Here is a 25,577-nt window from a genome sequence, read left to right as displayed (position 1 = left end):
TCCTTTGTACTCACCCTCTCGGGCTTTCCTCCGGGCTTTCGTTCTGTTCTTGCGTTTCCGACTCTATCAGACTCTTTCGGGCCCGATTTCCTCGGCGCTTTCCAGGTCAAGCGTTTTTCGCGCTTTTCCCTTTCAGCGGTTCCGACCCTAGCAGTGATTTTCCGTCTCTCTGACCACTCGCCGTTTTGCCGGAAGGCATGCGGGAAGCAATCGAGTTCAGGCATCTGATACTGAAGTGGAAGGAGCCCGTCCATCCAGCGTTCGCGAGAAGTTCACACGACGCGCCGTGGCGGGAGTCACGACAGTACAGGCCGTGAGGTGCCCAAGCAAATCGATTCAGGCGTATGGTCTAGTCCACCGGTCTAGTCCACTAGTCTCCGTGCCGAAGGGCCAGTCCGGATCAGGACCAACATCGGGCGAACCCGAACATCTTGTGACTTATCCTTCTGAAGAGTACGCCGTTCGCGACAGGTAGTGACGGCGACACTGAGAGCTCCACCCCTGGGAGGCCCCCATGACCAGCGTGACGTCCCCACTTGCCGGGCGCGCCATCGGACTCGCGGCAGTGCCCGATCCGGTGTTCTCCGGCGCCATGGTGGGACCGGGCACCGCTATTGATCCCGTGCGCGAGCCCTCGGAGGCGGTGTCCCCCGTTGACGGTGTGGTCGTCTCCCTGCACCCGCACGCGTACGTCGTAGTCGACGGCGAAGGCCACGGTGTGCTCACGCACCTGGGGATCGACACCGTTCAGCTCAACGGCGAGGGCTTCGAGCTGCTCGTCAGCAAGGGCGACACCGTGAGCCGCGGCCAGGCCGTCGTCCGCTGGAACCCGCAGGCCGTCGAGGAAGCCGGCAAGTCGCCGATCTGCCCCGTCGTGGCGCTGGAGGCCTCTGCGGAGTCCCTCTCCGACGTCGTCGAGTCCGGGGACGTGAAGGCCGAAGAGGTCCTCTTCAGCTGGAAGTGACCTCGTCCGCCTTTACGGGCGATTCGGACATCCACCGCGGCGGCTGGGCCCGCCGCCCAATCGGAGACGGGTGAAATGGAGACAACGCTGCGAGGCGTCGGCGTGAGCCACGGTGTGGCGATCGGCGAGGTTCGGCACATGGGTACGGCGGTGCTCGAACCGCCGGCCAAGCAGATCACCGCTGCTGAGGCGGAGCGCGAACAGGGGCGCGCCCGCAAGGCCGTGGAGGCTGTATCGGCCGACCTGATCGCGCGCGGCCAGCTGGCCGGTGGCGAGGCTCAGCACGTGCTCGAGGCCCAGGCGATGATCGCGACGGACCCCGAGCTGATGGCGGACGTCGACCGGCGGATCGCCGTCGGCAGCACCGCCGAGCGCGGTATCTACGACGCGTTCGCCGCCTACCGGGACCTCCTCGCGGGGGCCGGCGAGTACATGGCCGGCCGGGTGGCCGACCTGGACGACGTACGGAACCGCATCGTGGCGCGCCTGCTGGGCGTGCCGATGCCGGGCGTGCCGGACAGTGACGAGCCGTACGTACTGATCGCGCGGGACCTGGCTCCGGCTGACACCGCTCTGCTCGACCCGGCCCTCGTCCTCGGCTTCGTCACCGAGGAAGGCGGCCCGACCAGCCACAGCGCCATCCTCGCGCGGGCGCTGGGCGTGCCCGCGATCGTGGCGCTTCCCGGTGCCGGGGAGATCGCCGAGGGCACGGTCATCGCCATCGACGGCAGCACCGGCGACCTGTTCGTCGAGCCCAGCGATGAGAAGCGGGCCGAGCTGGAGGCCGCGGCCGCCGAGCGGAAGGCGGCGCTGGCCGCGTCCTCCGGTCCGGGGGCGACCTCCGACGGTCACAAGGTGCCGCTGCTGGCGAACGTCGGCGGGCCGGCGGACGTGCCGGCCGCCGTCGAGGCGGGCGCCGAGGGTGTGGGCCTGTTCCGCACCGAGTTCCTCTTCCTGGACGACAGCAAGAAGGCTCCGTCCGAGGAGAAGCAGATCGAGTCCTACCGCAAGGTGCTCGAGGCCTTCCCCGAGGGCCGTGTCGTCGTACGTGTGCTCGATGCCGGCGCCGACAAGCCGCTGGACTTCCTCACGCCGGCCGACGAGCCGAACCCGGCGCTGGGCGTCCGCGGTCTGCGCTCCCTGCTGGACCACCCGGACGTACTGCGTACGCAGCTGACCGCGCTGGCCAAGGCGGCCGAGGGGCTGCCCGTCTACCTCGAGGTCATGGCCCCGATGGTGGCGGACCGGACCGACGCCAGGGCGTTCGCGGACGCGTGCCGCGCGGCGGGGCTGCGGGCGAAGTTCGGCGCGATGGTGGAGATCCCGTCCGCCGCGCTGCGGGCTCGCTCGATCCTCCAGGAGGTCGAGTTCCTGTCGCTGGGCACCAATGACCTGGCGCAGTACGCCTTCGCCGCCGACCGTCAGGTCGGTGCGGTGTCGCGGCTCCAGGATCCGTGGCAGCCGGCTCTGCTCGACCTGATCGCCATGTCGGCGGAGGCCGCCCGGGCCGAGGGCAAGAGCTGCGGCGTCTGTGGCGAGGCTGCCTCCGACCCGCTGCTCGCGTGCGTGCTCACGGGTCTGGGTGTCACCTCCCTCTCGATGGGTGCTGCGTCCATTCCCTACGTGCGGGCGACGCTTGCCAAGTACACCCTCGCCCAGTGCGAGCGTGCCGCTGCCGCGGCGCGTGCGTGCGACAGCGCCGAGGAGGCCCGCGTGGCCGCCCAGGCGGTGCTGTCCGGCGAGTAGCCGGTGCGTGTGTGCGATCCGAGGGGCCTTCGCCGGTGGCCAGGGCCCCTCGGCCGTGTGCGTATGTCCGTGTTCCGGTGCTCGGCCGGTCAGTGGTGCGGGCCCGGGCCGTCCACCTCGTATCCGGGGCAGTACTCGACGCCCGGTTCGGGGGCGACCGGCTCCCCGGTGTCGACGTCCGTGCAGTAGGCGTTGAACACGGCCGCGGCCGAGAGCACGGTGAGGCGGCCGCGGTCCAGCCGCCAGCCGTGGACCCGGTCCCGGCCGTCCTCGGTGGTGCTCCGCAGGACCAGTCCCCCGGATCCGCCCAGGGCGAGTCCGGCGGCGAGGACGGTCACGAAGTCCAGGCCGTCGCGGCCCTCGATCCGGGGCGGTGCCTCGGGGTCGGTGCCGGTCTCGGCGTGGAGGACGGCGACGAGTTGTTCCGCAGGGGTCGGGACGCTGCAGACGAGGTGGTGCCGGCCGGGGCCGGCTCCCGCCGTCAGCCGTCGCAGTGCGGCGGCTGCGCGCTCGAAGGAGGCGTGGCCGATGTCCTCGCCGCAGTCCGCGCAGGTGCCGGCGTCGGCCAGGAGCATCGACGCGTACTCCCAGGTGGCCTGGCGGACGGCCTCGTCCACGACGAGCGGGACGAGTTCGTCGATGGGCTGGCCCGCGTAAGGCAGGCCGGCGCCGCTGCCCGCCAGTTCCGCGGTGAAGCGGGTGCGGGTCTCCGCCGTGTCCGGATCGAGGCCGCTCTCCGTGCAGAAGTCGGCGTACTCCTCGGGATCGAAGAGGGCGACCGTGGTGTGGATGCCCTGGGCCGCGAGGGACCGCAGCAGGCCGTCGACGTGGTGGAGGTAGTCGAGGTGGTCGTCGAAGGCGAAGCTGCTGTAGTCGCGCATGGCCGCGAAATCCCCGGCGTCGGCGAGGAGACCGACGGTACTGGGGACCTCGCGGCGCAGCCTGCGGCGCCGGTCGGCGCCGGCGGTCCGCGTGGCCGTCTTACCGCTCGTCGTGCCGGCCGTCGCGCCGGTCGTCGTGCGGTGGTCGTTCTTCCTGTCGTTCTTCGGTGGCATGGCTCCCCCTGAGTGGTGCAATCACTTGCTCACTCAGAGTAGTCATCGCCACTGACAGTGGCCTCAGCCGCGGGTGCGGGCCAGCTCCTCGTAGAAGTGGAGGAGGTCGAGGTTGTCGACGGAGCCCGGGTTGACCGCCTTGGCCAGGGGCGCGCCCTGGAGGAGGCGCTTGACCGGGACCTCGATGCGCTTGCCGGTGAGGGTGTGCGGGATGCCCGGGACCTCGATGATCTCGTCGGGGACGTGGCGGGGGGAGAGTTCCTCGCGGATCGTCGCCTTGATCCGGGTGCGGAGGTCCTCGTCGAGGGTGGCGCCGGGTGCCAGGTGGACGAAGAGCGGCATCCAGTAGCCGCCGTTCGGCTCCTCCAGGCCGATGACCAGGGATTCCCTGATCTCGGGGAGGCGCTCGACGGCCTCGTAGATGTCCGCGGAACCCATCCGGACGCCCTGCCGGTTCAGGGTGGAGTCGGAGCGGCCGTGGATGACCACCGAGCCGTGGTCGGTGATCGTGATCCAGTCCCCGTGGCGCCAGACGCCGGGGAACATCTCGAAGTAGCTCTCGCGGTAGCGGCTGCCGTCGGGGTCGTTCCAGAAGCGGACCGGCATGGACGGCATGGGGTTGGTGACGACGAGCTCGCCGACCTCGCCGACGACGGCCTTGCCGGAGGGGTCCCACGCCTGGAGGTCCGTACCGAGGCAGGCGGCCTGGAGCTCGCCGATGTGCACGGGCAGGGTGGGGACGGCGCCCGCGAAGCAGCTGCACACGTCGGTGCCGCCGCTGACGGAGGCGATCCACAGGTCCTCGGCCACCTCGTCGTGGAGCCAGCGGAAGCCGTCGGGCGGCAGCGGGGAGCCGGTGGTCGCCACGCACTTCACGCGGGAGAGGTCGAAGTCGCGCGAGGGGTGGACCTCGGCCTTGCGGCAGGCCATGACGTATGCGGCGGAGGTGCCGTAGAGGGTGGCCCCGGTCCGCTCGGCGATCCGCCACTGGGCGCCCGTGTCCGGGTAGCCGGGGCTGCCGTCGTACAGGACGACGGTGGTGCCGGTGAGCAGGCCGGAGACGAGGAAGTTCCACATCATCCAGCCGGTGGAGGTGTACCAGAAGAACCGGTCTTCGGGGCCGAGGTCGCAGTGCAGGCCGAGCTGCTTGAGGTGCTCGAGGAGGATGCCGCCCTGGGACTGCACGATGGCCTTGGGCAGGCCCGTCGTACCGGAGGAGTACAGGACCCACAGGGGGTGGTCGAAGGGGACCGCCTCGAAGACGGGCTCGGTGTCGGCGGAGGTCAGCTCCGACCACGCGAGGGCGCCCTCGGGGGCCGGCGTACCGAGCAGCGGGATGTGGACGACGGCGCGCAGGGAGGGCAGCTCGGCGCGGAGCTCGGCGACGGTGTCGCGGCGGTCGTGCTCCTTGCCGCCGTAGCGGTAGCCGTCGACGGTGAACAGGACGACCGGCTCGACCTGCTGGAAGCGGTCGAGGACGCTGCGGGCGCCGAAGTCGGGGGCGCAGGAGGTCCAGACACCGCCGACGGCGGCGGTGGCGAGGAGGGCGACGACGGCCTCGGGGATGTTGGGGAGGTAGCCGCTGACCCGGTCGCCGGGCCGTACGCCGAGGGCGCGCAGCTCGGCGGCGAGGGAGCCGACCTGGCGGCGGAGCGCGGCCCAGGTGACGGGGGTGGGCTCGTGGGTCTCGTCGACGTACAGCAGGGCGGGGTCGCCGGCGCGGGCCGGGTCCTCGGCGGCGCGCAGGGCGTGCTCGGCGTAGTTGAGGGTGGCGCCGGTGAACCAGCTCGCCCCGGGCATGGAGCGGTCGGCGAGGACGGACGTGTACGGGGTGGTGAAGCGGACGTCGAACCATTCGGCGACGGCCTGCCAGAAGGTGTCGAGCGCGTCGACGGACCAGCTGTGCAGGGCGGGGTAGCCGCCGTCGGCCGGGGCCCCGAAGCGTTCGGCGGCCCAGGCCTGGAAGGCGGTGATCCGGGCCGCGGCGATCCGGTCGGGGCCGGGGGCCCAGAGGGGTTCCGGCTGCGTGGCTGAGGTCATGGGTCGGCTCCCGGTCAAGTCTGCGGCTCGCGCTTCGTGTGCGTACGGTGCCATCGCGCGGGGGGTGGGTGCGCGGCGGCTCACAGGGACGATGCCATGTGATCGACATCCGCACCAGAGTCGTCATCACCGCCCACGGGGTCGGCGGCATGTGGGCGGCCACCAGTCGCCGGCGGTCGGGCGGTGGCGGGGCGGGGCCGGGGCGGGGACGGCACGGAGGCGGTCGCCCGTGGGTGAACGGCAGTTGAACGCAGCGTCCTCGCTCGGGGGCCGGTGGCAAGGTGATCTCCATGAACGGTCGTGATCTGGTGCGTGCGGTGAAGGACATCGGTTCGGAGCGCGGACGGCGCGCCTGGCTCTCGGCGTGGCGCCACCGGAGGGCGGACGCGGTGGGGCTGCCGCGCCGGGGCCCGGAGCGGGCGCGGGTCCCGGGACTGCTGACCGGTACGGAGCCCCGGCCGGGCGGGGGCGTGCTGCGGTTCGCGCGTTCCGAGCTGCTGGTCCGGGTCAGCGTGGGCGGGGCGGTGTTCTGGGGGTGGGACGGGGCCGGGCCCGCGCCGTCGTACGCGGTGGTGGGCGAGGGCCCGGAGCCGGATCCGCGGGCCGTGCTGGAGCCGGACACCGGGGGCGGGTGGCGGGTGGTGTCGGAGCGGGTGACGGTGGCGGTGTCCCGGCACGGGGCGGTGGAGGTGCGCACCCGGGGCGGGACGGTGCTGCGGCGGGAGCTGCCGCCGCGCTGGTGGGAGCCGGTGTCCGCCGCCGCGGGGGCCGTGGGAACGGGAGTGGCCGGGGAGGCCGGGAAGGCCGGGGCAGGCGCCGGGAAGGCCGGGGCAGGCGCCGGGGCGCGGTGGTTCCAGCGGAGCGAGGTGCCGGCGGACGCCCGGTTCTTCGGGCTGGGCGGGCGTGCGGCGGGCCCGCGGCTGCGGGACGGGGTGTACCGGCTGTGGAACACGGACCCGAAGGGCGGGTTCGGGCCGGGTGACGATCCGCTGTACCTGACCATGCCGGTGCAGATGGTGGTGGCGGACGCCGGGACGCACCTGGCCTTCCACGACAACTCCTGGGACGGCCGGGTGGTGTTGCGCGAGGGCGAGGAGGGCGCGGGTTCGGGGGTGGACCGCCCGGGGGTGAGCGAACTGCGCATGGAGGGCGGGCCGCTGAGGTGCTGGGTGCTGGTGGGGACGCCGGCGCGGGTGTTGCAGGGCTGGTCGGGGCTGACGGGCGCGGCGGCGGTGCCGCCGGAGTGGGCGCTGGGGTACCAGCACGCGCGGTGGGGGTTCGGGAGCGCGGAGGAGGTGCGCCGGGTGGTCGGGAGCTATGCGGAGCGCGGGTTCCCGCTGTCGGCCGTGCACCTGGACATCGACCACTACGAGGGGCACCGGGTGTTCACCGTGGACCGGGAGCGGTTTCCGGATCTGCCGGGGCTGGCCCGGGAGTTGGGTGAGCGGGGGGTGCGGCTGGTCTCGATCGTCGATCCGGCGGTGAAGGCCGGCGACGCCCTGCACGAGGCGGGGCGTGCGGTGGGGCCGCGGGGTGCCTTCGTACGGGACGCGGAGGGGGCGGAGGTGCGCGGCGAGGTGTGGCCGGGCGAGTGCGCGTACCCGGACTTCACGGATCCGGCGGTGCGGGAGTGGTGGGGCGGGCTGTACGAGGAGCGGCTCGCGCAGGGGTTCGGCGGGTTCTGGCACGACATGAACGAGCCCGTGGCCTTCACCCCGTTCGGCGACATGACGCTGCCCCGCTCCGCGCGGCACTCGATGGACGGTGCGGGCGGGGACCACCGGGCCGGACACAACGTGTACGCGCTCGGGATGGCGCGGGCCGGCTGGGAGGGGCTGGTGCGGCTGCGGCCCGCCGAGCGGCCGTTCCTGTTCTCCCGGTCGGGGTGGGCGGGGATGCAGCGGTACGGGGGCACGTGGTCGGGGGACGTGGAGACGAGCTGGGAGGGGCTGCGGGCCTCGCTGGCGCTGGTGCTGGGGCTGGGGCTGTGCGGGGTGCCGTACTCCGGGCCGGACGTCGGCGGCTTCGGCGGGTCGCCCTCCCCCGAGCTGTACCTGCGGTGGCTGCAGCTGGGGGCGTACCTTCCGCTGTTCCGGACGCATTCGGCGATCTGGGCGGGGCGGCGGGAGCCGTGGGAGTTCGGGGCCGAGGTGGAGGAGCACGCGCGGCAGGTGATGGCGGAGCGGGAGCGGCTGCGGCCGTACTTCGTGACGCTGGCGCACCTGGCGCGGCGGACCGGGGCCCCGTACGTGCGGCCGCTGTGGTGGGGTTCGCCGGAGGAGCGGCGGCTGCGGGACTGCGAGGACGCGTTCCTGCTGGGTGACGCGCTGCTGGTCGCCCCGGTGCTGGAGTGCGGGGCGGACCGGCGGGCGGTGCGGCTGCCGCGGGGGCGGTGGTACGACACCGCGACGGGGGCGGCGCACGAGGGCCCGGGGCAGATCCTGCTGGACGCTCCGCGGGGCCGGATCCCGGTGCTGGCCAGGGCGGGCGCGGTGCTTCCCGTGGGGGGTGCGCCGGGCGGCGCGGGGCTGGAGGTGTGGGCGCCGGCGCGGGGGCGGACGGGCGGCGGGGTGGTGATCCGGGACCCGGGGCCCGGGTTCGAGGCGGGGCAGGTCGAGCGGTACACCTCGCGGTGGGCCGGGGACGAGGTGGTGGTGGAGGACGAGACGGGGGCACCGGTGGCGGGTGTGGTCGTGCGGGGGCTCCAAGGGCGTGGTTGAGACCGGTGGCCCGTCAGGCGGCCGTCCCGCCGGCGTTGCGGATCAGCTGCTGGAGCACTTTCAGTGTGGTGACGTAGTCCGTGTCGTCGATGCCCTCGTGGAGGGCGGCGCGGATCGCGGGGGCGTTGCGGGAGAGGTCGACGCGGGCCTGTTCGCCCGCCTCGGTGAGCCACAGCCGGTGGTCGGCGTCCCGGGTCAGCCAGCCGCGCTCCAGGAGCACTTCGGCCTCCGCTGCGAGATCGTCCTCGGGGCGGATGTAGGAGGTCATGGCCTCCCGCAGCTCGGGCAGGGTCATCCCCTCGCCGTCGGGGGAGATGTCGTTCGCCGACAGGTTGCGCAGCAGCCAGAACTGGGGCTGGGTGCAGCCCTTTTCGGCTATCCGGGCCCGGGTGTACGCGATGAGCGCCTCGTAGGCGACGCCGGTCCAGTACGCGGCGGGCTGTCCGGCGAGCTCGGCGTCGGAGATCTGCTGGGTCGTCATGGGATGTCCCCTCCTGCGTTTCGGTACGCGGCCTGCACGCCGTGCAGGTCATGGGGAGAACGTACGACCTCACGTGCGCTTGAGGGCAAGCCGGCCGGTCAGGTGTAGCGGCCCGCGAACCAGGCGTTGGCGGCCCGGGTGTGGAGGGGGAAGGCCAGTTCCGTGGGCGTGCGGAGGATGTGCCAGCCCGTGGTTTCGTCCGTGGGGGTCGAGGCGGGGAGGGTGGCGGCCGGGCGGAGGGGGAGGAGGCCGAAGAGGAGCAGGTGGCCGGCCGGGGAGCTCAGGGCGTCGGCCAGGGTGACCTCCGAGGCGGGGGCGGTGATGCCGGTCTCCTCGCGGAGTTCGCGGACGACCGCGTCGCGCCAGTCCTCGCCGAAGTCGATGAAGCCGCCGGGCAGGGCGATACCGCCGAGAGCCGGTTCGATGGTGCGGGTGATGGCCACGAGGCCGGTGCCGTCCGCGTCCTCGACCGGGAGCAGGGCGACGGCCACCGGGAGCGGGTTGCGGTAGGCGACTGCCCCGCAGGCGGCACAGGTGCGGGGCCACGTCCGGGTGGCGTAGGGCGCTCCGCAGGTGGAACAGTGTGAGTTGGTCAGGTGTGCCGGCATGCCGCGATGGTATGCCAAGGGGTATGCGGATGACGGCTGTTGTAGGTGCTGCGGGTGTTGCCGGTGTGCTGGCGCTGCTGGCCGGCGGGGACGTGCCCGCCGGGTTCGTGGCGCTGCGCGAGGTGGATCCGAGTGTCCGCCAGGACATGCGGTACGCGGGCGACCGGAACTTCACCGGCCGGGTGGTGGACGGGTACGAGGAGCCGGTGTGCCTGCTCGCCCGTCCCGCCGCCGAGGCGTTGCGCAGGGCGCAGCGCGGGCTGTTGCGGCGCGGGTACTCGCTGAAGGTGTACGACTGCTACCGGCCCCAGCGTGCGGTGGACCGGTTCGTGCGCTGGGCCGGGGACCTGGACGATCAGGCGACGAAGGCGGAGTTCTATCCGGCCGTGGACAAGAGCCGGCTGATTCCGGACGGGTACATCGCCGAGAAGTCCGGTCACAGCCGTGGGAGCACCGTCGACGTGACGCTGGTGCGGATCGCGGGCCGGGAACGCGGGGAGGTGGACATGGGGACCCCGTTCGACTTCTTCGACCCGCTCTCGCACACCGACGATCCGCGGGTGACGGGCGCCGCCCGTGCCAACCGGCAGTTGCTGAAGCGGGTGCTGGGCGAGCAGGGGTTCGTGAACCTTCCCGAGGAGTGGTGGCACTTCACGTACCGGCCCGAGGCGTTTCCCGACTCGTATTTCGACTTCCCCGTGGCCGCGAACCGGTGACCCGGCCCGCCCACCCGTGACACACTCCTGACGATGCGTCAGGTTTCTGGGAGGGGAGGGGTTGTGGCACTCACACGTACACCCGTCGTGAGCGGGTGGTTCACCGAATCCGCGGCGGACGGCGGCGGCTTCCGGCTGCTCGGCACCCGGTGTTCGGCCTGCACCGCGGTGTTCTTCCCGCGCGAGGACGCGTACTGCCGCAATCCGCGCTGCCCGGGCGGCGGGGAGATGGCCGAGGTGCCGCTGTCCCCGCGCGGACGCGTATGGTCCTACACCGACGGGCGCTACCGGCCGCCCGCGCCGTACGTGTCCGACCCGGCCGAGCCCTGGGAGCCGTACACCCTGCTCGCGGTGGAGCTCGAGGCCGAGGGGATGGTGGTGCTGGGGCAGGCGGCGCCCGGGGTGGGCGTCGCCGACCTGGCGGTCGGGATGGAGGTCGAGGTGGTGGGCGGCGTGCTGAACGAGGACGCGGCCGCCGGGACGGCCTGGACCACCTGGCGGTTCAAGCCGGTGGGAGGGGACGCGTGAGCGCCGACATCGCCGTCCTCGGGGCCGGGATGCACCCGTGGGGCAAGTGGGGCCGCAGTTTCGTCGAGTACGGGCGGGCCGCCGCCCGGGCCGCGCTGGCGGACGCCGGGCTGGACTGGACGGACGTGGGGTCGATCGTCGGCGCGGACACCGTGCGCTCCGGATACCCGGGCTACGTGGCCGGGGCCACCTTCGCCCAGGCCCTCGGCTGGCAGGGGGCCCGGGTGACCAGCGTGTACGCGGCCTGCGCGTCCGGTGCCCAGGCGATCGGGACGGCCCGGGCGCAGATCCTGGCCGGCCTGGCCGACGTGGTCCTCGTGGTGGGCGCGGACGCGGCGCCCAAGGGGTTCTTCGCCCCCGCGGGCGGCGACCGGCCCGACGATCCGGACTGGCTGCGCTTCCGCGTGCTGGGCGCCACCAACCCGGCGTACTTCGCCCTGTACGCACGGCGCCGGATGGCCGTGTACGGGGACACCCCGGAGGACTTCGCCCAGGTCAAGGTGAAGAACGCGGCGGCCGGGACGCTCAACCCGAACGCCCGCTACCGCAAGGCCGTGTCCGCCGAGGAAGTGGCGGCCTCGGCGGTGGTCGCCGATCCGCTCCGGCTGCTCGACATCTGCGCCACCTCCGACGGGGGCGCGGCGCTGGTGCTCACCAGCATGGACTTCGCGCGCTCGCGCGGGATCGCCGACCCGGTGCGGATCCGGGCCGTCTCGACGGTGACGCCCACCTATCCCCGTACGGTGCTGGACCTCCCGGACATCGCCACCGATTCGGCGGTGGCCGTCCGGCCCGCGGACGGCTCCTTCCGCGCCTCGATCGCGCGCGCCGCGTACGAGGAGGCGGGGCTCGGCCCGGACGACCTCTCGCTCGCCGAGGTGTACGACCTGTCCACCGCCCTGGAGCTGGAGTGGTACGAGGACATCGGCCTCTGCGGGGAGGGTGAGGGCGCGAAGCTCGTACGGGAGGGGGCGACGGCTCTCGGCGGGCGGATCCCCGTCAACGCCAGTGGCGGACTGGCCTCGTTCGGGGAGGCGGTGCCGGCGCAGGCCATCGCCCAGGTGTGCGAGCTGACCTGGCAGTTGCGCGGTACGGCCGGGGAGCGGCAGGTGCCGGGGGCACGGGCCGGGATCACCGCGAACCAGGGGCTGTTCGGGCACGGGTCGGCCGTGGTCGCGGTGCGCTGAGCGGGCGCGGGCGCCGGGGTGTTGCCGGAACGCTTGACGGCCCCCGGTGGCGGGTTCACACTCGCTCCACGGTCCCGTACGGCGCCAGGGACCCCCCATCCCCCCATGAGAGCTGCGGCCCGTACCCCAGTCGGCGGGGGTACGGGCCGCCTCCCTGTCAGGTTCCCGCGGTCAGGCTCCGGCGCCGTTCCCGGGCCACCGACATCGCGTGCTCGACGACGCCGACGAGGACGTCCTTGACGGATTCCCGGTCCCGCGCGTCGCACAAGAGCACCGGCACCCCGGGGTCGAGGTCGAGTGCCTCCCGTACGGTCACCACGGGGTGCCGGTCCGCGCCGTCGAAGCAGTTGACCGCGACGACGAACGGGATCTCACGGCGTTCGAAGTAGTCGACGGCCGCGAAGCAGTCGGCGAGGCGCCGGGTGTCCGCGAGGACCACCGCGCCGAGCGAGCCCTGGGCCAGCTCGTCCCACAGGAACCAGAACCGGTCCTGTCCGGGGGTGCCGAACAGGTAGAGGACCAGGTCCTCGCGCAGGGTGATGCGCCCGAAGTCCATGGCCACGGTCGTGGTGTTCTTGCCCTCCACTCCCCCGGTGTCGTCGATGCCGGCGCCCGGCTCCGAGAGCAGTTCCTCGGTCCGCAGGGGTTTGATCTCGCTTACCGCACTGACCAGGGTGGTCTTGCCCACCCCGAAGCCGCCCGCGACCAGGATCTTCAGGGTCAGCGGCTCGACCGGTGACACGGCGTGCATGGCACCGGTGCGGCTAGAGCGCCCGAAGGCCATCGATCACCTCACGCAGAATGGATTCATCGGGCAGTTCGGCCGGGGGTACCGGCCGGGTCACGTGGACCAGTTGGTCTTCGGTCAGGTCCCCGATCAGGACGCGGACGACGCCGACCGCGAGGTCGAGGTCGGCCGCGAGTTCGGCGACCGATTGCGGCCGGTCCCGGCACAGCTCCAGGATGTGGGCGTGTTCCGGCGACAGGGTCATGTCCCAGACCGGGTCGTCGGCGGCCGGTTCGGCGACGACGAGCGCGATCAGGTCCAGCCGGTGCTGGCCCGCGTGGCTGGTCCGGCCGCGGGTCATGGCGTACGGGCGCACGACCGGGCCCGCGTCGTCGTCGAACCAGTGCGCGTGGTCGGGCGTCGGGGCGTGGTCCCCGGCCGGGGTGGGGGCGGGGTGGTCCTGGCCTGGATCGCTCATGCCGTACGTCTCACCCTCCGGCTGGCAGCCCGGTGCGCGGGGCGGTGGCCAGGTGGTCGCCCACCCGCTTGACCATGAGGGTCATCTCGTACGCGACCTGGCCGACGTCGGATTCGGAGTCGGCGAGCACGGCCAGGCAGCTGCCGTCGCCGGCGGCCATCACGAAGAGGAAGGCCTCGTCGAGTTCGACGACGGTCTGGCGGACCCGGCCGGAGTCGAAGTGCCGTCCGACCCCCTTGGCCAGGCTGTGGAAGCCGGAGGCGACCGCCGCCAGGTGCTCGCTGTCCTCGCGGGTCAGGTCCTTGGAGCTGCCCGTGGGCAGGCCGTCGCCCGAGAGGACCACCGCCTTGCGGATGGAGCCGACCTTGTCGACGAGCTCGTCCAGGAGCCAGTTGAGCGGGCCGGAGCCGCGGCCCCTGGTGTCGTTGCCGGTCTGCGGTGCGGTCATCGACCGTCCCCTTCGTTCTCGTTCGCGGGACCGGTGGCGGCGGGGGTGCCTGCCCCGGTCTCGGACTTCTGCTGTGCGTGCTGGCTGCGGCCCGCCGTCCAGCCGCGCTGGAGGGCGGACATGCGCGTGCGTACGTCCTCCGCGTCACGGTCCCCGAAGGGGACGGCGGCGGTGCTGTCGGGGGCCGCGGCCGGGGCGTTCTTGAGCTGCGGCGCCAGGCTGGCCTGGCGGACCCTGCGGGGCAGCCCGGTGCCGGCCGGGGCGTCCCCGGCGGCGGCGGGGGCAGGCGCAGGTGCGGGGGCAGGCGCGGGGGCAGGCGCGGGGGCAGGTGCGCGCTTCGGGACCGCGGACACCGGGCGGGGGTCCACGCGGCGGCCGTGATCGGCGACCAGGGTCGGGGCGGGGCGGCGGCGCGGCAGCGGTACGGCTCCCGAGGAGCGGGGGCCGTCGGGACGGGGGGCCTCCACCCGCTGGGGGTCGAGCCGGACTGGGCCGGTGGGACGGTCCCGGTGGCGCTCGGCGTGCGGCTTGTCCGCCGGGCGCAGGCCCAGCAGGGCGCTGCGGGGGATGCCGTTGGGCGGGGTCTCGTCGTCCAGGGTGGCCATGACGGGACGGACGCCCGTGCCGGTGCCGGTGCCGTCCAGGGCGGCCGGATCCACGTCGAGGCCGTCCACCGCGTCCAGGCCGAGGACGTCGATCGGCGCCTCCAGCTCGACCGGGCCGCGCAGGTCGCCGGCGGGCAGGGAGCGGCCGGAGCCGGCGGGGACCGCCCGTTCCACGGCGGGCGCGGACCGCGCGGAGGGGATCGCGCCGGTCCGCCCGGCGGCCTTGGCGGCGGGGCCGTCGTCCAGCCGGATGCCCGTGCCGTTGGTCTCGGGGGCCTCGGTGAGCAGGGCCGCCGGGATGAAGACCACGGCGGTGGTGCCGCCGTACGGGCTGGGCTGGAGGACGACCTTGACGCTGTGGCGCCGGGCGAGGCGGCTGACGACGAACAGGCCGAGGCGGTCGGTGTCGGAGAGTTCGAACTCGGGGGTCTCGGCGAGGCGGAGGTTCGCGTCGAGCAGCGCCTCCGGGTTCATGCCGAGGCCCCGGTCGTGGATCTCCAGGGTGAAGCCGTTGGCGACGCGCTGGCCGAGCACCTGGACCGCGGTGTGCGGCGGCGAGAACACGGTGGCGTTCTCGAGGAGTTCGGCGACGAGGTGGGTGATGTCGGCGACGGCGGGGCCGGCGATGCCCAGGCGCGGCAGCCGGCGCACCTCGATGCGCTCGTAGTCCTCGACCTCGGCGACTGCGGCCCGTACGACGTCCATCAGCTGGACGGGCTTGCGCCACTGGCGGGAGGGGGCGGCGCCGGAGAGGATCACCAGGCCCTCGGCGTGGCGGCGCATGCGGGTGGTCATGTGGTCGAGGCGGAAGAGGTCGGCGAGCTCCTCGGTGTCCTCGGTGCGGCGCTCCATGCTGTCGAGGAGGGTCAACTGGCGGTGCAGGAGCACCTGGTTGCGGCGGGCCAGGTTGACGAAGACCTCGGAGACGCCGCGGCGCAGGTCCGCCTGCTTCACGGCGGCCTCGACGGCGGCGCGCTGGAGGGTGTTGAGGGCCAGGCCGACCTGGCCGACCTCGTCCTTCTCGTACTCCAGGCGGGGCGCCTCGGTCTCCACGTCCACGTGCTCGCCCGCGGCGAGGCGGCGCATCACGCTCGGCAGGCGGACGCCGGAGACCTCGTGGGCCTCCTTGCGGAGCCGGGAGAGGTCGCGGATCAGGTCGCGGCCGATGCGCACGGAGAGGACCAGCGAGACGACGAGGGCGATGAAGCCGAGGACGCCGGCCACCGCGGCCTGGACCAGGACGTCCATGGCGACGGGCTCGACGCGCTTCTGGTAGCGGTCGCCGGCTTCGGTTCCCATGGTGGCGAGTTCGTCGAGGACCTTGCCGGCGGCCTCGTCCCACTGGGCGGCGGTGACGCGCGGGTTCTTGCCCGCGCCGCCGCTGAGGAACCGTTCCTCCGCGTCGCGCAGCATCTTGCTGTCGGGGCCGCCCCAGTACTGCTCGAAGCGCCGGCGCTCGGCGTCGGGCAGGATCGCGAGGTTGAACTCGTACAGCAGCGCGCGGTTGGCGGCGAAGTCGGAGACGTGCCGCAGGTCGGCGGCGCTGACGTTGCGGGCGGCGAGGGCGGAGGCGATGACGGCGTCCTCGCGGGAGAGCGTCTCGCGGGCCCGGGTGATGCCGACGAGGGCGCGGCCCTGCTTGTCCATCTCCACGTTCTCCAGGGCGTGGAGATTCATGAGGAACTCGTAACAGGGGTCGACGAGCCGGCTGTAGAGGTCCAGTGCCTGACTCGGGTCGAGGGTGTTCTGGTCGACCGAGCGGCGCAGGGCGCTGATGCCGTGGAAGGCGGCGAGGATCGAGCGCAGACGCTGGGCGTTGTCGGCGCTCAGCTGCTCGATGACCTCGGGGTCGCGGGCGTTGGCGCCGATCTGTTCGACGGCCTGGTCGGTGGCGGCGCGGCGCTTGGCGAGTTCGGTGGTGGCCGCGGAGGCGGTGGGGTCGCCGACGACGACGAGGGTCTGGCGGCGCTCCTTCTGGATGACGCGGACGACGTCCTCGATGGGGTAGCCCACCTTGTCGATCACGTAGGCGACGTCGAGGAGTTGGACGGCCTGACGACCCGTGATGACCGTGGCGAAGGACCAGAGTGCGGTCAGCGAGACGAGCGGCACAAGGAGCAGCGCGACGATCTTCCGGCGGATGGACTTCCCGCGAAAGCGCATGGCCTCCCCAGCCTCCCCCAGCTCATCCCCGATGTCGGGGGGTCGGTGTTCCGTCGGTGTTCCGTGGGCGTTCCGTCGTTTTAAACCGGCGTGAGCCTACTACTGCCGCGCAGCGGGTTCGAAGGCGTGTCCGGACGTTTTCGGCCGGACCTCCGGACGAAGATCACGAGTTGTCCGATAATTCCGGTCAGGAGCGGCCCGATATGTGGCACATGACACTTGGTGGGGCGTCAGTTCCCGCACCTGCATGGATGGCTGGAATTATTCGTTCCGCGATCATTGGGGCGGGGGGACGGATCCGCGGTCCGGAAAGGCCCGGTGCGGGAATCTCTGTGCGGCGCCGTACGTCTTCTGTTCAGGGGGACACGTCGGGGTAGACGTGTGGGGGTAGGCGTGCGGACCGCGCGGTGGGGAGTGAGCGGACCATGAACAGGTATCAGGACGGCGGGACCGAGGACGGCGGGACCGAGGACGGCAGGGGCGGGAACCGGCGCGGGCTGTGGGTGGAGGAACCGGCCCGGCGGCGCCGGATGCCCGATCCGGTGCGCGCGTCCGCGGTGCGGGCGGTGCTGATCGTGTCCCTGACCCTCATCCAGGCGACCGTCAGCTTCTTCTTCACGCTCACCGGGTCCTGGCTGGCCTTCCCGATGGTGCTGGGAGCGGTCGCGGGGACCATCGTGGCCACGTGGGGCGTGCTGGACGTGTGGATCACCCGGCAGATGTGGAACCAGCGGTACGGGGTGGTGTCGGAGCCGAGCAGCACGGCGCGGCGCCGCCGCCGCGAGGAGCGCCGGGCCGCCAAGGCCGCCCGCGCGGAGCGGAAGGCGGGCCCGGCCCGAATAACCCGCGAGGACGGCCCCCTCGCGGCCTTCGGCCGGCGCTGAGGGGGCCGCCTCCGAGGGGTGCCGCCGGGGCGGTGCCGGGCGACGCCGGGCGGCGCCCGCCTCAGCTCCGGCGGAACATGCGGGTCGCCGTGATCTCGCCGTGGATCGTCTCCTGCTCCGGGGACTGCTGCGGGAGACCCGGGCGGAGGTGTTCCTCGACGCTGATGTACTTCAGCCCCGCCCGCAGGTCCGCGTCGTTGCGCAGCCGGATGACCAGCGGGAACTCGGCGAGGGCCGTGGTGTCGAACAGGCCCGTCGTGTAGAGCAGCTGGACGCCGAGCGCGTCGGACACCGCCCGCTGGAGCTCCAGCAGGTAGGTGGCGTTCGCACGGCCGATCGGGTTGTCGAGGAACAGCGTGCCCGCGTGGCGGTGCTTGTCACGGCCGCGGTCGTTGCTGCGCAGCGCCGCCATCGTGCAGTACAGGGCGATCGCGGCGGTCAGCAGCTGCCCGCCGGAGAACACGTCGCCCATCTGCCCGACCGGCACGCGCTCGGCGCGCAGGACCGCGTCCGGCTTGAGGATCTCCACGGAGATGCCCTTGGGTTCCAGCGCCGCCTGGACGCCCCTCAGCAGCAGGGACATGCCGTCGCGGCGGCCCTCGCCGAAGGAGGCGGTGCTGTTCTTCTTCACCGCCGCACGCGTGGCCTCGTCGATGACCTCGCCGAGCCGCTCGGTGAGCGTGGCCTGGTCCGGCTCCTCGAAGCGAATCCGCAGGAACTCCTGCCCCGACCACTCCCCCAGGCCCTCCGGCAGCTGGGAGAGGCGCTGCGCCGAGCGGAGGGTGGCCAGGGCCGATTCCACCAGGCCGCGCAGCCGGTCGACGATGCTGTCGCGGTTGCGCTCCAGCTGCGCCAGTTCGTCGGTGAGCACCCGCAGCCGCGGGGCGAAGGCCGCGGCCCAGGCCGCCGCGTGCTCGGGCAGGGCGGAGGCGGGCAGTTCCCGGATCTGCTGGCGCGCGGGGGTGCGTACCTGCTCGTACCGGGTGGCGTTGGCGTGCCGCACCAGGATGTCGCTCGCCTCGCGCACGGCGGACTCGGCGGCCGAGAGGTCGGCGGCGCAGGCGCGCAGCGAGCGGCGGGCCTCGGTGGCCGACTGGCGGGCCTCCTCCAGGGTGCCCGCGTGGGGTGCGGGCTCCTGCTCGTCCTCGGCGTGGGTGTGGTCGCGCAGGAGGTCGCGCAGCAGGGCGGCGGTCTCGTCGAAGCCGCCGGCTCCGTCCTCGGCGGCGCGGTGGGCGCGCAGCAGGTCGGCGTGGGCGGCCCGGGCGGTTTCCACCGCGGCGCTGTGGGCGGCGAGCTGGGCGGTGGCCGTGCGCAGCAGGACCTGCGCGTGGTCCACGTCCCCGGGGACCAGTTCCTCGGGCAGTTCGGTGTGCGCCCCGCCCTCGGCGGGGGCGTGGCGTTCGGCCTCGCCGCGCAGGCGGCCGAGCTGCTCGCTGGCGGTGGAGGCCCGGCTCTCCAGCATCTGGACGAGGGACTCCGCGCGGGCGGCGGCCGCCTGGCGGGAGGGGCCGTCGGCTCCGTCGGGGCTCTCGAGGAGCTGGGCGGCGCGCGTACGGACCTTGTTGGTGAGCCGGTCCAGTTCGGCGAGGGCGGCGCTCTCGTCGCTCTCGGCGCGGGCCTGTTCGGCGCGCAGGTCGGCGCCGACGCCGACCTTCTCGTACAGCTGGGAAGCGGCGCGGTAGGCCTCGCGGAGGTCGGGCAGCGGCGCCTTGGGCGCGCCGTCGTCCTCGGGGAGCGGCTCGGGGGCGCCGGCGATGTCGGCGCGCTCGGCCCGCAGGGCGCGAGCGGTGCGGCGGGCGTCGTCGGCGGCGCGCTGGGCGGCGCGCCGGTCCTCGTCGGCGGCGCGGGCACGGTCCAGGCACACCTCGGCGCGGGCCTCGGATTCGGCGGCTTCGTCGGCGAGTTCGCGGAGCCTGGCCTGCCAGCCGGCGCGTTCGCGCAGGCGGAAGGCGAGCCCGGCGAGGGCGTCGGCGACGCGGCGGGCCCGCTGGGCGGTGTCCTGGCGCTCGTCGCGCACGCGGGCGGCGTCGGCGGCGGCCTCGTCGGCCTCGGCGCGTACGGTACGGGCCTCCGCGAGCTCGGCGTCGGCCTCCTCGGCGAACGCACGGGCGGCCGCGGCCTGCTGCGCGAGCTCGGCGAGCCGGCCGGGCGGGCAGCCGGTGCGCCAGGAGGCGAGGCGGGCGGCAAGCTCCCGGTCCCCGGCCAGGCGCGCCGCGAGGTCGCGGATCTCGGTGTCCCTGGCCGTGGCGCGGGTGCGCAGCGCCTGGCGCTCCTCGTCGGCGGCGTGCTCGTCGTGCATGGCCGGGTTCGGCGGTACGAGGAACACCGCGTCGTCGTCGGTGTGCGGGACGGGGGCCAGCAGGGCGGCGGCCGTACCGACGGCGACGGTGGAGCGGGGCAGCAGGGCCGCGGCGGAGAGGACCTCGCGGGCGCGGCTGTGGGTGTCGGGGTCGGTGATGACGACGCCGTCGACGAGTTCGGGGCGGGCGGCGAGGACGGCGGCGTGGTCGGCGGGGTCCACGGACTGGGCGAGATAGCGCCAGCCGGGGAGGGCCGGGATGCCGTGTTCGCCGAGGTACTCGACGGTGGCGAGCACGTCGGGGCCGGGTGGCAGCAGGCCGCCGTCGCCGAGCGCCCCGAGGATGCGGGCGTCGTCGGCCGCGGCGGTGCGCAGTTCGAACAACTGCCGTTCGGCCGAGGCGACTCCGTCGGTCAGCAGCTGGTGGAGGTCCTCGGCGTTCCGGTCGAGGTCCTCGGCGGTGAGCCGGCCGCCGGTGGCGGGGTGGTCGTGGGCCGCGGCCGGGAGTCCTGCGTGCGGGTCGGTGCCCGGCGCGGTCCGGCTGCCGGGGGCCGCGCCGCGGGGGCCCGGAACCGTGGCGCCGGGCGCGGACGGGAGGCCCAGGAGGGCGGCCAGGCGGGGGGATTCGGCGAGGGAGGCGGCGGCGCGGTGTTCCGCGTCGTAGGCGGCTTCGGCGGCGTCGGCGGCGTCCGCGGCGCGGGCGGCGGTGAGTTCGGCGCGGGATTCCGCGGCGGCGCCCTCGCGGGCGGCTTCGGCGGCGGCGCGCGCGGCCTCGCGGGACTCGTCCCAGGCGGCGACGGCGGTCTTCTCGGCGTCGGTGGCGGCCAGGGCGGCCCTGGCCGGGTCCGCGTCGGGCGCCGAGTCGTCGAGCCAGCCGGCGCGGACGGCCTCGGCGGTCTCCTGCTGGACCTCGCCGAGGCGCGAGCGGAGGTGCTCGGCCTCGCTGCGGGCCCGCTGGGCGGCCGTCGCGGCGGCGGTGGCGTCGCGGTGTGCGGCCTCGCCGGTGGCCTGCAGGGCCGCGGAACGCTCTTCCTCCTCGTTGGCCACCCGTTCGCCGTGCTCGGCGGCGGTGTGCAGGGCCCGTACGAGATCGGCGGCGGCCGTGGCGCGGGCGGCCAGCGCCGGGGCCGCGTCGCGCTCGGCCTCCAGGATCGCCGCGGCGACCCGGGCGGAGCGGTCGGCGGCGGCGCGGTGGCGCAGGACGGTCTCGGCGGCCTGCCACGCGGAGTGCAGCGTGCGCGCTTCGAGGAGTTCGCGGCGCTGGGCGGTGGCGGCCTTGTCGGCGACGGTCAGGGCCAGCGAGGCGTGCCGGTAGGCGAGTTCGGCGGAGACGGCGGCACTGCGGGCGCGGGCGGTTTCGGCGGCGGTGACCTCGTGGGCGGCGCCGGTGACGCGCTGGGCGAGGTCGGCGGCGCGGCCGCGCTCCTCGGTGGCGCGGGCGGACAGCCGCCGGGCGAGGGTGCGCGTGCGGCGTTCGGCGCCCGCGTGGACGTCGCGCAGCCGGGAGCGGGTCTCGGCGGCCTCGACGATGCGTCCCAGGAGGTCCGCCGAGCCCGCGGTGAAGTCGCGTTCGGCCATCAGCTCGGCGCGGCGGCCGAGCTTGTTGCCGAAGCCGTGGACGAGGTCGGCGAGGCCGTCGGTGTCGCGGGTGTCGGTGACGGCGCGCAGCAGCAGGTCGGTGAAGTCGGAGTCCTTCTTCACCGCGAACAGGCCTGCGGCCTCGCCCTCGTCCGCGTTCATCTCGCGCTGGTAGCGGAAGAGTTCGGGGTCGAGGCCGAGTTCGGTGAGGTGCTCGTTCCAGCGGTCGTGGATCTCCTCGAAGTACACCTCGAGGTGCGGGTACGCCTTGCCCGACTCGGTGAGGGCGTCGCGGAAGCCCTTCATCGTGCGGCGGCGGCCCTGGGCGCCGGACGCGCCTTCGACGGGCGGGCGTACGGCGGTGGCCTCGGCGACGGGCAGGCTGTCGAGGCTCAGGCCGGGGCCGGGGCGGAAGGAGTACCAGGCTTCGGCGAACTTGCGCGGGTCGTTGGAGACCTGGCGGCCGCGCCATTCGCTGACCTTGCCGACGACCACGCACTCGCCGGTCTGGGTGTGCTGCCACTCCAGGGCGACGTGGCCGCAGTCGTCGGCGAGGAGGAACTTGCGCAGCACGCCGGAGCTGGCGCCGCCGAGGGTGTTGCGGTGGCCGGGCAGCATCACCGAGAAGATCAGCTTGAGGAGGACGGACTTGCCGCCGCCGTTCTCCAGGAAGAGCACGCCGGCCGGGGCCGGGCGGCGCGGCGGGCCGGTGGGCTCGTCCTCGAAGAACTCCGCCTGGGCGGGCGCCGGGTGGGGCACCGGCTCACCGACTCCGCGCAGGTCGAGCACGGTGTCGGCGTAGCGCGCACCGGCGGGCCCGATGGAGTAGAGGCGGATCCGGGACAGCTCGTACATGGCGGCGGACTCTCGTTGCTTCTCGGTGGTCTCGGGGTGTTCCCGGTACGGAAGGGCGGGTGGCTCAGGCGTGGAACGGCAGGCCGGCGTCGGCCGCGAGTTCCAGGTCGTCGCCCTCGGGCGGCGGCAGCAGGGTGGCGGAGCCGTCGCTGACGGGCACCACGCCCAGTTCCAGGAGTTCGGCCATGGCCGCGCTGCCCGCCATGTCGCGGACCTGGAGCTGGTAGCGGGGCGTGGTGCGGTACGTGCCTCCGGCGTCGTCCCCGGTGCGCTGGAGGAAGCCGGATTCGGTGAGGAAGGCGGCGGCCTTGCCGACGATGCCGGTGGTGGAACCGGCGAGGCGGCGGGCGTCCTTGGTGGCGCCGGTCGCGCTGCGGCGGGCGTAGACGCGCCAGGCGGCCTCCAGGCCGGGGGCGTCGGAGGCGGGGTCGGTGTTCTCGCCGAGCTCTTCGGCGCGCTCCTCGAGGCGGCGGCAGGTCTGCCGGACGAAGGCGTCGACGCCGTTGACGGTGACGCGGCCGATGTAGCCGTCGTCGGCGAGGTCCTCGGGGCGCGGGAAGGCGAGGGCCGCGACGGCGAGGTGGGCGAGGCCGTGCAGGAAGCGGTCGGCGGAGTCGGCGGTGGTGCGGCGGGCGTAGTCGCCCATGCGGACGGCGAAGACGGAGTCCTCGCCGGCGGCCACGGCCATGCCGGCGCGCGGGGACACCTCCAGGACGACGAGGCCGAGGCCGGTGGCGACGGCGTCGGCGAGCCGGCCGAAGGCGGGGTCCTCGCGGTAGCGGCGGAGCAGTCCCGCGTACTCGGCGTCGCGGGCGGGGAGCAGCTTGGGCTGCAGTCCGTACGCGACGAGCCGGGCCGCGTCGGCGGCGTCCGCCGGGGTGACGGCCGGGGCCGCGGCTGCGGGCGCGGCGGAGGCGGGAGCCGCGGGCTCGCTCCACGCGGGGTGCTCGGCGTGGTGGTCGCTCACGGGCGGGTCTCCTCGGCGGTGCGGGGGGTGATGTCGGCGGGCGGGGCGATGTCGACGGCAATGCCGTGGCTGCCTTCGGCAGCGGCGCTGCGGGTGGGCTCGGCGGCCGTGACGGGGCTGCCCTCGGCGGCAGTGCGGCGGGTGGCCTCGGCGGCGGTGCCGGGGGTGCCCTCGGCAGCAGTGCGGCCGGCGCCCCCGAGGGCGGTGCCGGGAGTGCCTTCGGCAGCGGTACAGCGAGTGCCCCCGGCAACGGTGCGGCGGGTGGCCTCAGCAGCGGTGCCGCGAGTGCCCCCGGCAGCAGTGCGGCCAGCGCCCCCGAAGGCGGTGCCGGGGCTGCCTTCGGCAGCGGTACAGCGAGTGCCCCCGGCAGCAGTGCGGCGGGTGGCCTCAGCGGCGGTGCCCCGGGTGCCCTCGACAGCAGTGCGGCCAGCGCCCCCGAAGGCGGTGCCGGGGCTGCCTTCGGCAGCGGTACAGCGAGTGCCCCCGGCAACGGTGCGGCGGGTGGCCTCAGCGGCGGTGCCCCGGGTGCCCTCGACAGCGGTACGGCGGGCGCCCCCGAAGGCGGTGTCGGGAGTGCCTTCGGCAGCGGTACAGCGGGTACCCCCGGCAACGGTGCGGCGGGGGGCCTCAGCGGCGGTGACGCGAGGGCCCTCGGCGGCAGTGCCGCGGGTGCCCTCGGCGGCGGTGCCGCGGGTGCCCTCGAGCGCGGCGCCGGGGATGGCCTCGGCACCGGTGCGGCAGGTGCCCTCGGCGGCCGTGCGGCGGGTTGCCTGAGCGGCGGTGCCGCGAGTGCCCCCGGCAGCGGTACGGCGAGTGCCCTCGACACCGGTGCGGCAGGTGCCCTCGAGCGCGGCGCCGGGGATGGCCTCGGCACCGGTGCGGCGGGTGGCCTCGGCGGCGGTGCCGGGGGTGGGCTCGGCGGCCGTGCCGCGGGTGGGCTCGGCGGCGGTGCCGGGGGTGGGCTCGGTAGTGGTGCGGCGGGTGGGGTCGGCTGCGGTGTTCATGCTGCCTCCGTGCGGTCCGCGGCCATGCCGGCCGCGTCGAGGAGGGCGGTGCCGACGATCAGGTCGGCGCCGCCGAACTCGGGGTCGTCGAGCTGGGTGCCGTCGTCCACCGCGAACAGCAGCCGCTCCTCGCCCTGGCGGTAGGCCGTGCCGACGGCCGGGCTCGCCGCGTGGACGGCGAGCAGGGCCACCAGGTACGGCAGCTCGGGGTCGCTGCGGCGGGCCTCGGCCAGCAGGCCGGACAGTCGGCGCGGGGCGTCGTGCGGCAGGTCCAGGAGCTCCATCGCGGCGGCGAGCTGCTCCTCGCTGAAGCGGCTGTCGTCCGGGGTCGCGATGAGGTCCGGCTCGGGCATCTCCGCGCCGAGGTGCTCCCGCTCCACGGGCGGGGTGAGCAGTATGTCGACCAGGTCGCCGATCCGTACCGAGACCGGGGTGCGCAGTCCGGCCCCGGAGGCGAAGAAGGCGTCCGTGACCCGGCGGGCCTGGGCGACCGGCAGCGGCAGCAGCGGGGCCACGAGCTGTCCGTACAGGTCGATGCCGGAGCGCGGCGCGGGGGCGGCGAAGGCCTGGCGGTCCTGCTCGGCGCGGAAGAGCGGCCCGGCGTCCAGCAGCCGGGACTGGAGCTGGGTGTGGCGGCGGATGCAGTCCTTGACGATGTCGACGAGCTCGGCGGCGCGCCGCTTGCTCTCGGGCTCCTCGGCCTCGTCGCGCGCCTTGCGGATGTTGGTCAGGATCGCGTTCTCGTGGCGGTAGCGGTCGGCGACGTGGTCGAGGGCCTCCTCGATCATGTCGGGGACGGACTGGAGCCAGTCCACGGCCCGCACGTTGCGCCGCGTCGCGTCCAGGGTGCGGCGCAGGGTTTCCGCGTACTGCACGGTGCGGTACCGGGCCTGCTCGGCGGCGAGTTGGGCGTCCGCCAGCCGGCCCCGGCTGATCAGCACCTCCAGCTTGACCTCGGCCGCGATCTGCGCGCTCGTCACGTCGGTGTCGAGGGCGCCGACCAGGACGTTGACGGCCTCGTCGGTCGTGCGCAGGTAGACCGCGCCGCCGTAGCCGGGCACTTCTTCGATCAGCTTGAAGTCGTAGTCGCGCCGGACGTAGACGCCGTCCGGGCCGAACGTGCCGTATATCGCGCGGAAGCCGCGGTCCACGCTGCCGACGTTGATCAGGTTCTCCAGCACCCAGCGGGCCACCCGCTCGTGCTCGGCGGCGGGCCGGGACGGGGCCTGTGCGGCGACGCGCGGGAGGAGCCTGGCCACTATCTGCTCGTGGTCGGCGCCCGTGTCGAAGTCCATGTTGAGCGTGACCAGGTCGATCGCGGCCAGCGCGACCTCCGCCATCGCGTAGACCCCGTACTCGCCCGCCAGGTTGGCCTTGCGTACGTCGAGGTCGTGCAGCGGGGCGGTGCAGGCGAGCGCGCGCAGCCGCCGGGCCAGGCCCTCGTCGGCGGCCGGGCCCGGCGCCGGGGACGGAAGGGTCTTCGCCGGGGCAGGGAGAGTCACGGACAAAGACTAGGCGCTGACC

20 protein-coding genes are annotated in these 25,577 nt (G+C 74.2%); 8 read left to right on the top strand and 12 right to left on the bottom strand.

The features are described from left to right. The 3 genes from ACZ6I1_RS31350 to ptsP all read left to right on the top strand — a co-directional run. Positions 1 to 228 (top strand): hypothetical protein (locus ACZ6I1_RS31350; protein ID WP_469292280.1); only part of this gene is annotated, 228 nt, incomplete at its 5' end. Between the two features lie 286 nt (positions 229 to 514). Beyond that, positions 515 to 964 carry a PTS sugar transporter subunit IIA gene (locus ACZ6I1_RS31345; RefSeq protein WP_469292279.1) on the top strand — a complete coding sequence of 150 codons (450 nt, stop codon included), beginning with the start codon at positions 515 to 517 and terminating at the stop codon, positions 962 to 964. 75 nt (positions 965 to 1,039) lie between these two features. After that, a complete protein-coding gene (ptsP, locus tag ACZ6I1_RS31340; RefSeq protein ID WP_469292278.1) occupies positions 1,040 to 2,710 on the top strand; it encodes a phosphoenolpyruvate--protein phosphotransferase in 1,671 nt (556 codons plus the stop codon). Between the two features lie 89 nt (positions 2,711 to 2,799). Here ptsP and ACZ6I1_RS31335 read toward each other — a convergent pair whose 3' ends face one another. Both ACZ6I1_RS31335 and ACZ6I1_RS31330 read right to left on the bottom strand, forming a co-directional pair. Then, positions 2,800 to 3,765, bottom strand: a complete 966-nt coding sequence (locus ACZ6I1_RS31335; protein WP_469292277.1) for a hypothetical protein — start codon at positions 3,763 to 3,765, stop codon at positions 2,800 to 2,802. A gap of 63 nt (positions 3,766 to 3,828) precedes the next feature. Next, positions 3,829 to 5,805 carry an acetoacetate--CoA ligase gene (locus ACZ6I1_RS31330; RefSeq protein ID WP_469292276.1) on the bottom strand — a complete coding sequence of 659 codons (1,977 nt, stop codon included), beginning with the start codon at positions 5,803 to 5,805 and terminating at the stop codon, positions 3,829 to 3,831. Between the two features lie 290 nt (positions 5,806 to 6,095). Here ACZ6I1_RS31330 and ACZ6I1_RS31325 point away from each other — a divergent pair, with 290 nt between their 5' ends. Further along, positions 6,096 to 8,525, top strand: a complete 2,430-nt coding sequence (locus ACZ6I1_RS31325; RefSeq protein ID WP_469292275.1) for a glycoside hydrolase family 31 protein — start codon at positions 6,096 to 6,098, stop codon at positions 8,523 to 8,525. A gap of 13 nt (positions 8,526 to 8,538) precedes the next feature. Here the strand turns inward: ACZ6I1_RS31325 and ACZ6I1_RS31320 are convergent, their stop codons facing one another. Then, positions 8,539 to 9,006, bottom strand: coding sequence for a MarR family transcriptional regulator (locus ACZ6I1_RS31320; RefSeq protein ID WP_469292274.1), 468 nt, complete (start codon positions 9,004 to 9,006; stop codon positions 8,539 to 8,541). Between the two features lie 98 nt (positions 9,007 to 9,104). Then, on the bottom strand, positions 9,105 to 9,614 hold the full coding sequence (locus ACZ6I1_RS31315; protein WP_469292273.1) for an NUDIX domain-containing protein: 510 nt from the start codon (positions 9,612 to 9,614) through the stop codon (positions 9,105 to 9,107). Between the two features lie 29 nt (positions 9,615 to 9,643). Here ACZ6I1_RS31315 and ACZ6I1_RS31310 point away from each other — a divergent pair, with 29 nt between their 5' ends. The 3 genes from ACZ6I1_RS31310 (at position 9,644) to ACZ6I1_RS31300 (ending at position 12,045) form a co-directional block, all read left to right on the top strand. After that, positions 9,644 to 10,330, top strand: a complete 687-nt coding sequence (locus ACZ6I1_RS31310) for a M15 family metallopeptidase (protein WP_469292272.1) — start codon at positions 9,644 to 9,646, stop codon at positions 10,328 to 10,330. Positions 10,331 to 10,393: 63 nt separating this feature from the next. Further along, on the top strand, positions 10,394 to 10,858 hold the full coding sequence (locus ACZ6I1_RS31305) for a Zn-ribbon domain-containing OB-fold protein (protein WP_469292271.1): 465 nt from the start codon (positions 10,394 to 10,396) through the stop codon (positions 10,856 to 10,858). Then, the gene (locus ACZ6I1_RS31300; protein WP_469292270.1) at positions 10,855 to 12,045 is read left to right on the top strand and encodes a lipid-transfer protein; all 1,191 of its coding nucleotides are present in this window, start codon (positions 10,855 to 10,857) and stop codon (positions 12,043 to 12,045) included. Before ACZ6I1_RS31305 ends, ACZ6I1_RS31300 begins: the two co-directional genes overlap by 4 nt. 157 nt (positions 12,046 to 12,202) lie before the next feature. On the opposite strand, the gene ACZ6I1_RS31295 is transcribed toward ACZ6I1_RS31300, so the two are convergent. Genes ACZ6I1_RS31295 through ACZ6I1_RS31280 form a run of 4 tightly spaced genes read right to left on the bottom strand, consistent with a single transcriptional unit; the run spans position 12,203 to position 16,466 of the window. Further along, positions 12,203 to 12,829 (bottom strand): GTP-binding protein, encoded by a 627-nt coding sequence (locus ACZ6I1_RS31295; protein WP_469292269.1) that lies wholly within the window; start codon positions 12,827 to 12,829, stop codon positions 12,203 to 12,205. Continuing rightward, positions 12,810 to 13,250, bottom strand: a complete 441-nt coding sequence (locus ACZ6I1_RS31290; protein ID WP_469292268.1) for a DUF742 domain-containing protein — start codon at positions 13,248 to 13,250, stop codon at positions 12,810 to 12,812. The genes ACZ6I1_RS31295 and ACZ6I1_RS31290 overlap by 20 nt, the downstream gene beginning before the upstream one ends. A gap of 10 nt (positions 13,251 to 13,260) precedes the next feature. Next, entirely contained in the window at positions 13,261 to 13,698 is a 438-nt protein-coding gene (locus ACZ6I1_RS31285) for a roadblock/LC7 domain-containing protein (RefSeq protein ID WP_069919225.1), read from the bottom strand. Beyond that, entirely contained in the window at positions 13,695 to 16,466 is a 2,772-nt protein-coding gene (locus tag ACZ6I1_RS31280; protein WP_469292267.1) for a nitrate- and nitrite sensing domain-containing protein, read from the bottom strand. The genes ACZ6I1_RS31285 and ACZ6I1_RS31280 overlap by 4 nt, the downstream gene beginning before the upstream one ends. 425 nt (positions 16,467 to 16,891) lie before the next feature. On the opposite strand from ACZ6I1_RS31280, the gene ACZ6I1_RS31275 reads away from it, so the two are divergent. After that, positions 16,892 to 17,350: a hypothetical protein gene (locus tag ACZ6I1_RS31275; RefSeq protein WP_469292266.1), complete on the top strand. Its 459-nt coding sequence runs from the start codon at positions 16,892 to 16,894 to the stop codon at positions 17,348 to 17,350. A 61-nt stretch (positions 17,351 to 17,411) separates the two neighbouring features. On the opposite strand, the gene ACZ6I1_RS31270 is transcribed toward ACZ6I1_RS31275, so the two are convergent. The 4 genes from ACZ6I1_RS31270 to ACZ6I1_RS31255 form a co-directional block, all read right to left on the bottom strand. Next, the gene (locus ACZ6I1_RS31270) at positions 17,412 to 22,082 is read right to left on the bottom strand and encodes a hypothetical protein (RefSeq protein ID WP_469292265.1); all 4,671 of its coding nucleotides are present in this window, start codon (positions 22,080 to 22,082) and stop codon (positions 17,412 to 17,414) included. Positions 22,083 to 22,146: 64 nt separating this feature from the next. Beyond that, complete coding sequence (locus tag ACZ6I1_RS31265; RefSeq protein ID WP_469292264.1) at positions 22,147 to 23,049, bottom strand: hypothetical protein; 903 nt, start codon at positions 23,047 to 23,049, stop codon at positions 22,147 to 22,149. Beyond that, positions 23,046 to 24,053, bottom strand: a complete 1,008-nt coding sequence (locus tag ACZ6I1_RS31260; RefSeq protein WP_469292263.1) for a hypothetical protein — start codon at positions 24,051 to 24,053, stop codon at positions 23,046 to 23,048. The genes ACZ6I1_RS31265 and ACZ6I1_RS31260 overlap by 4 nt, the downstream gene beginning before the upstream one ends. Then, the gene (locus tag ACZ6I1_RS31255) at positions 24,050 to 25,555 is read right to left on the bottom strand and encodes a hypothetical protein (protein WP_469292262.1); all 1,506 of its coding nucleotides are present in this window, start codon (positions 25,553 to 25,555) and stop codon (positions 24,050 to 24,052) included. Before ACZ6I1_RS31255 ends, ACZ6I1_RS31260 begins: the two co-directional genes overlap by 4 nt. Positions 25,556 to 25,577 lie beyond the last annotated feature (22 nt).

The organism is Streptomyces sp. NPDC046303 (assembly GCF_055588085.1).
Note: the sequence above shows the minus strand (reverse complement) of the source record. Positions and strands in the feature narration are given on the sequence as shown.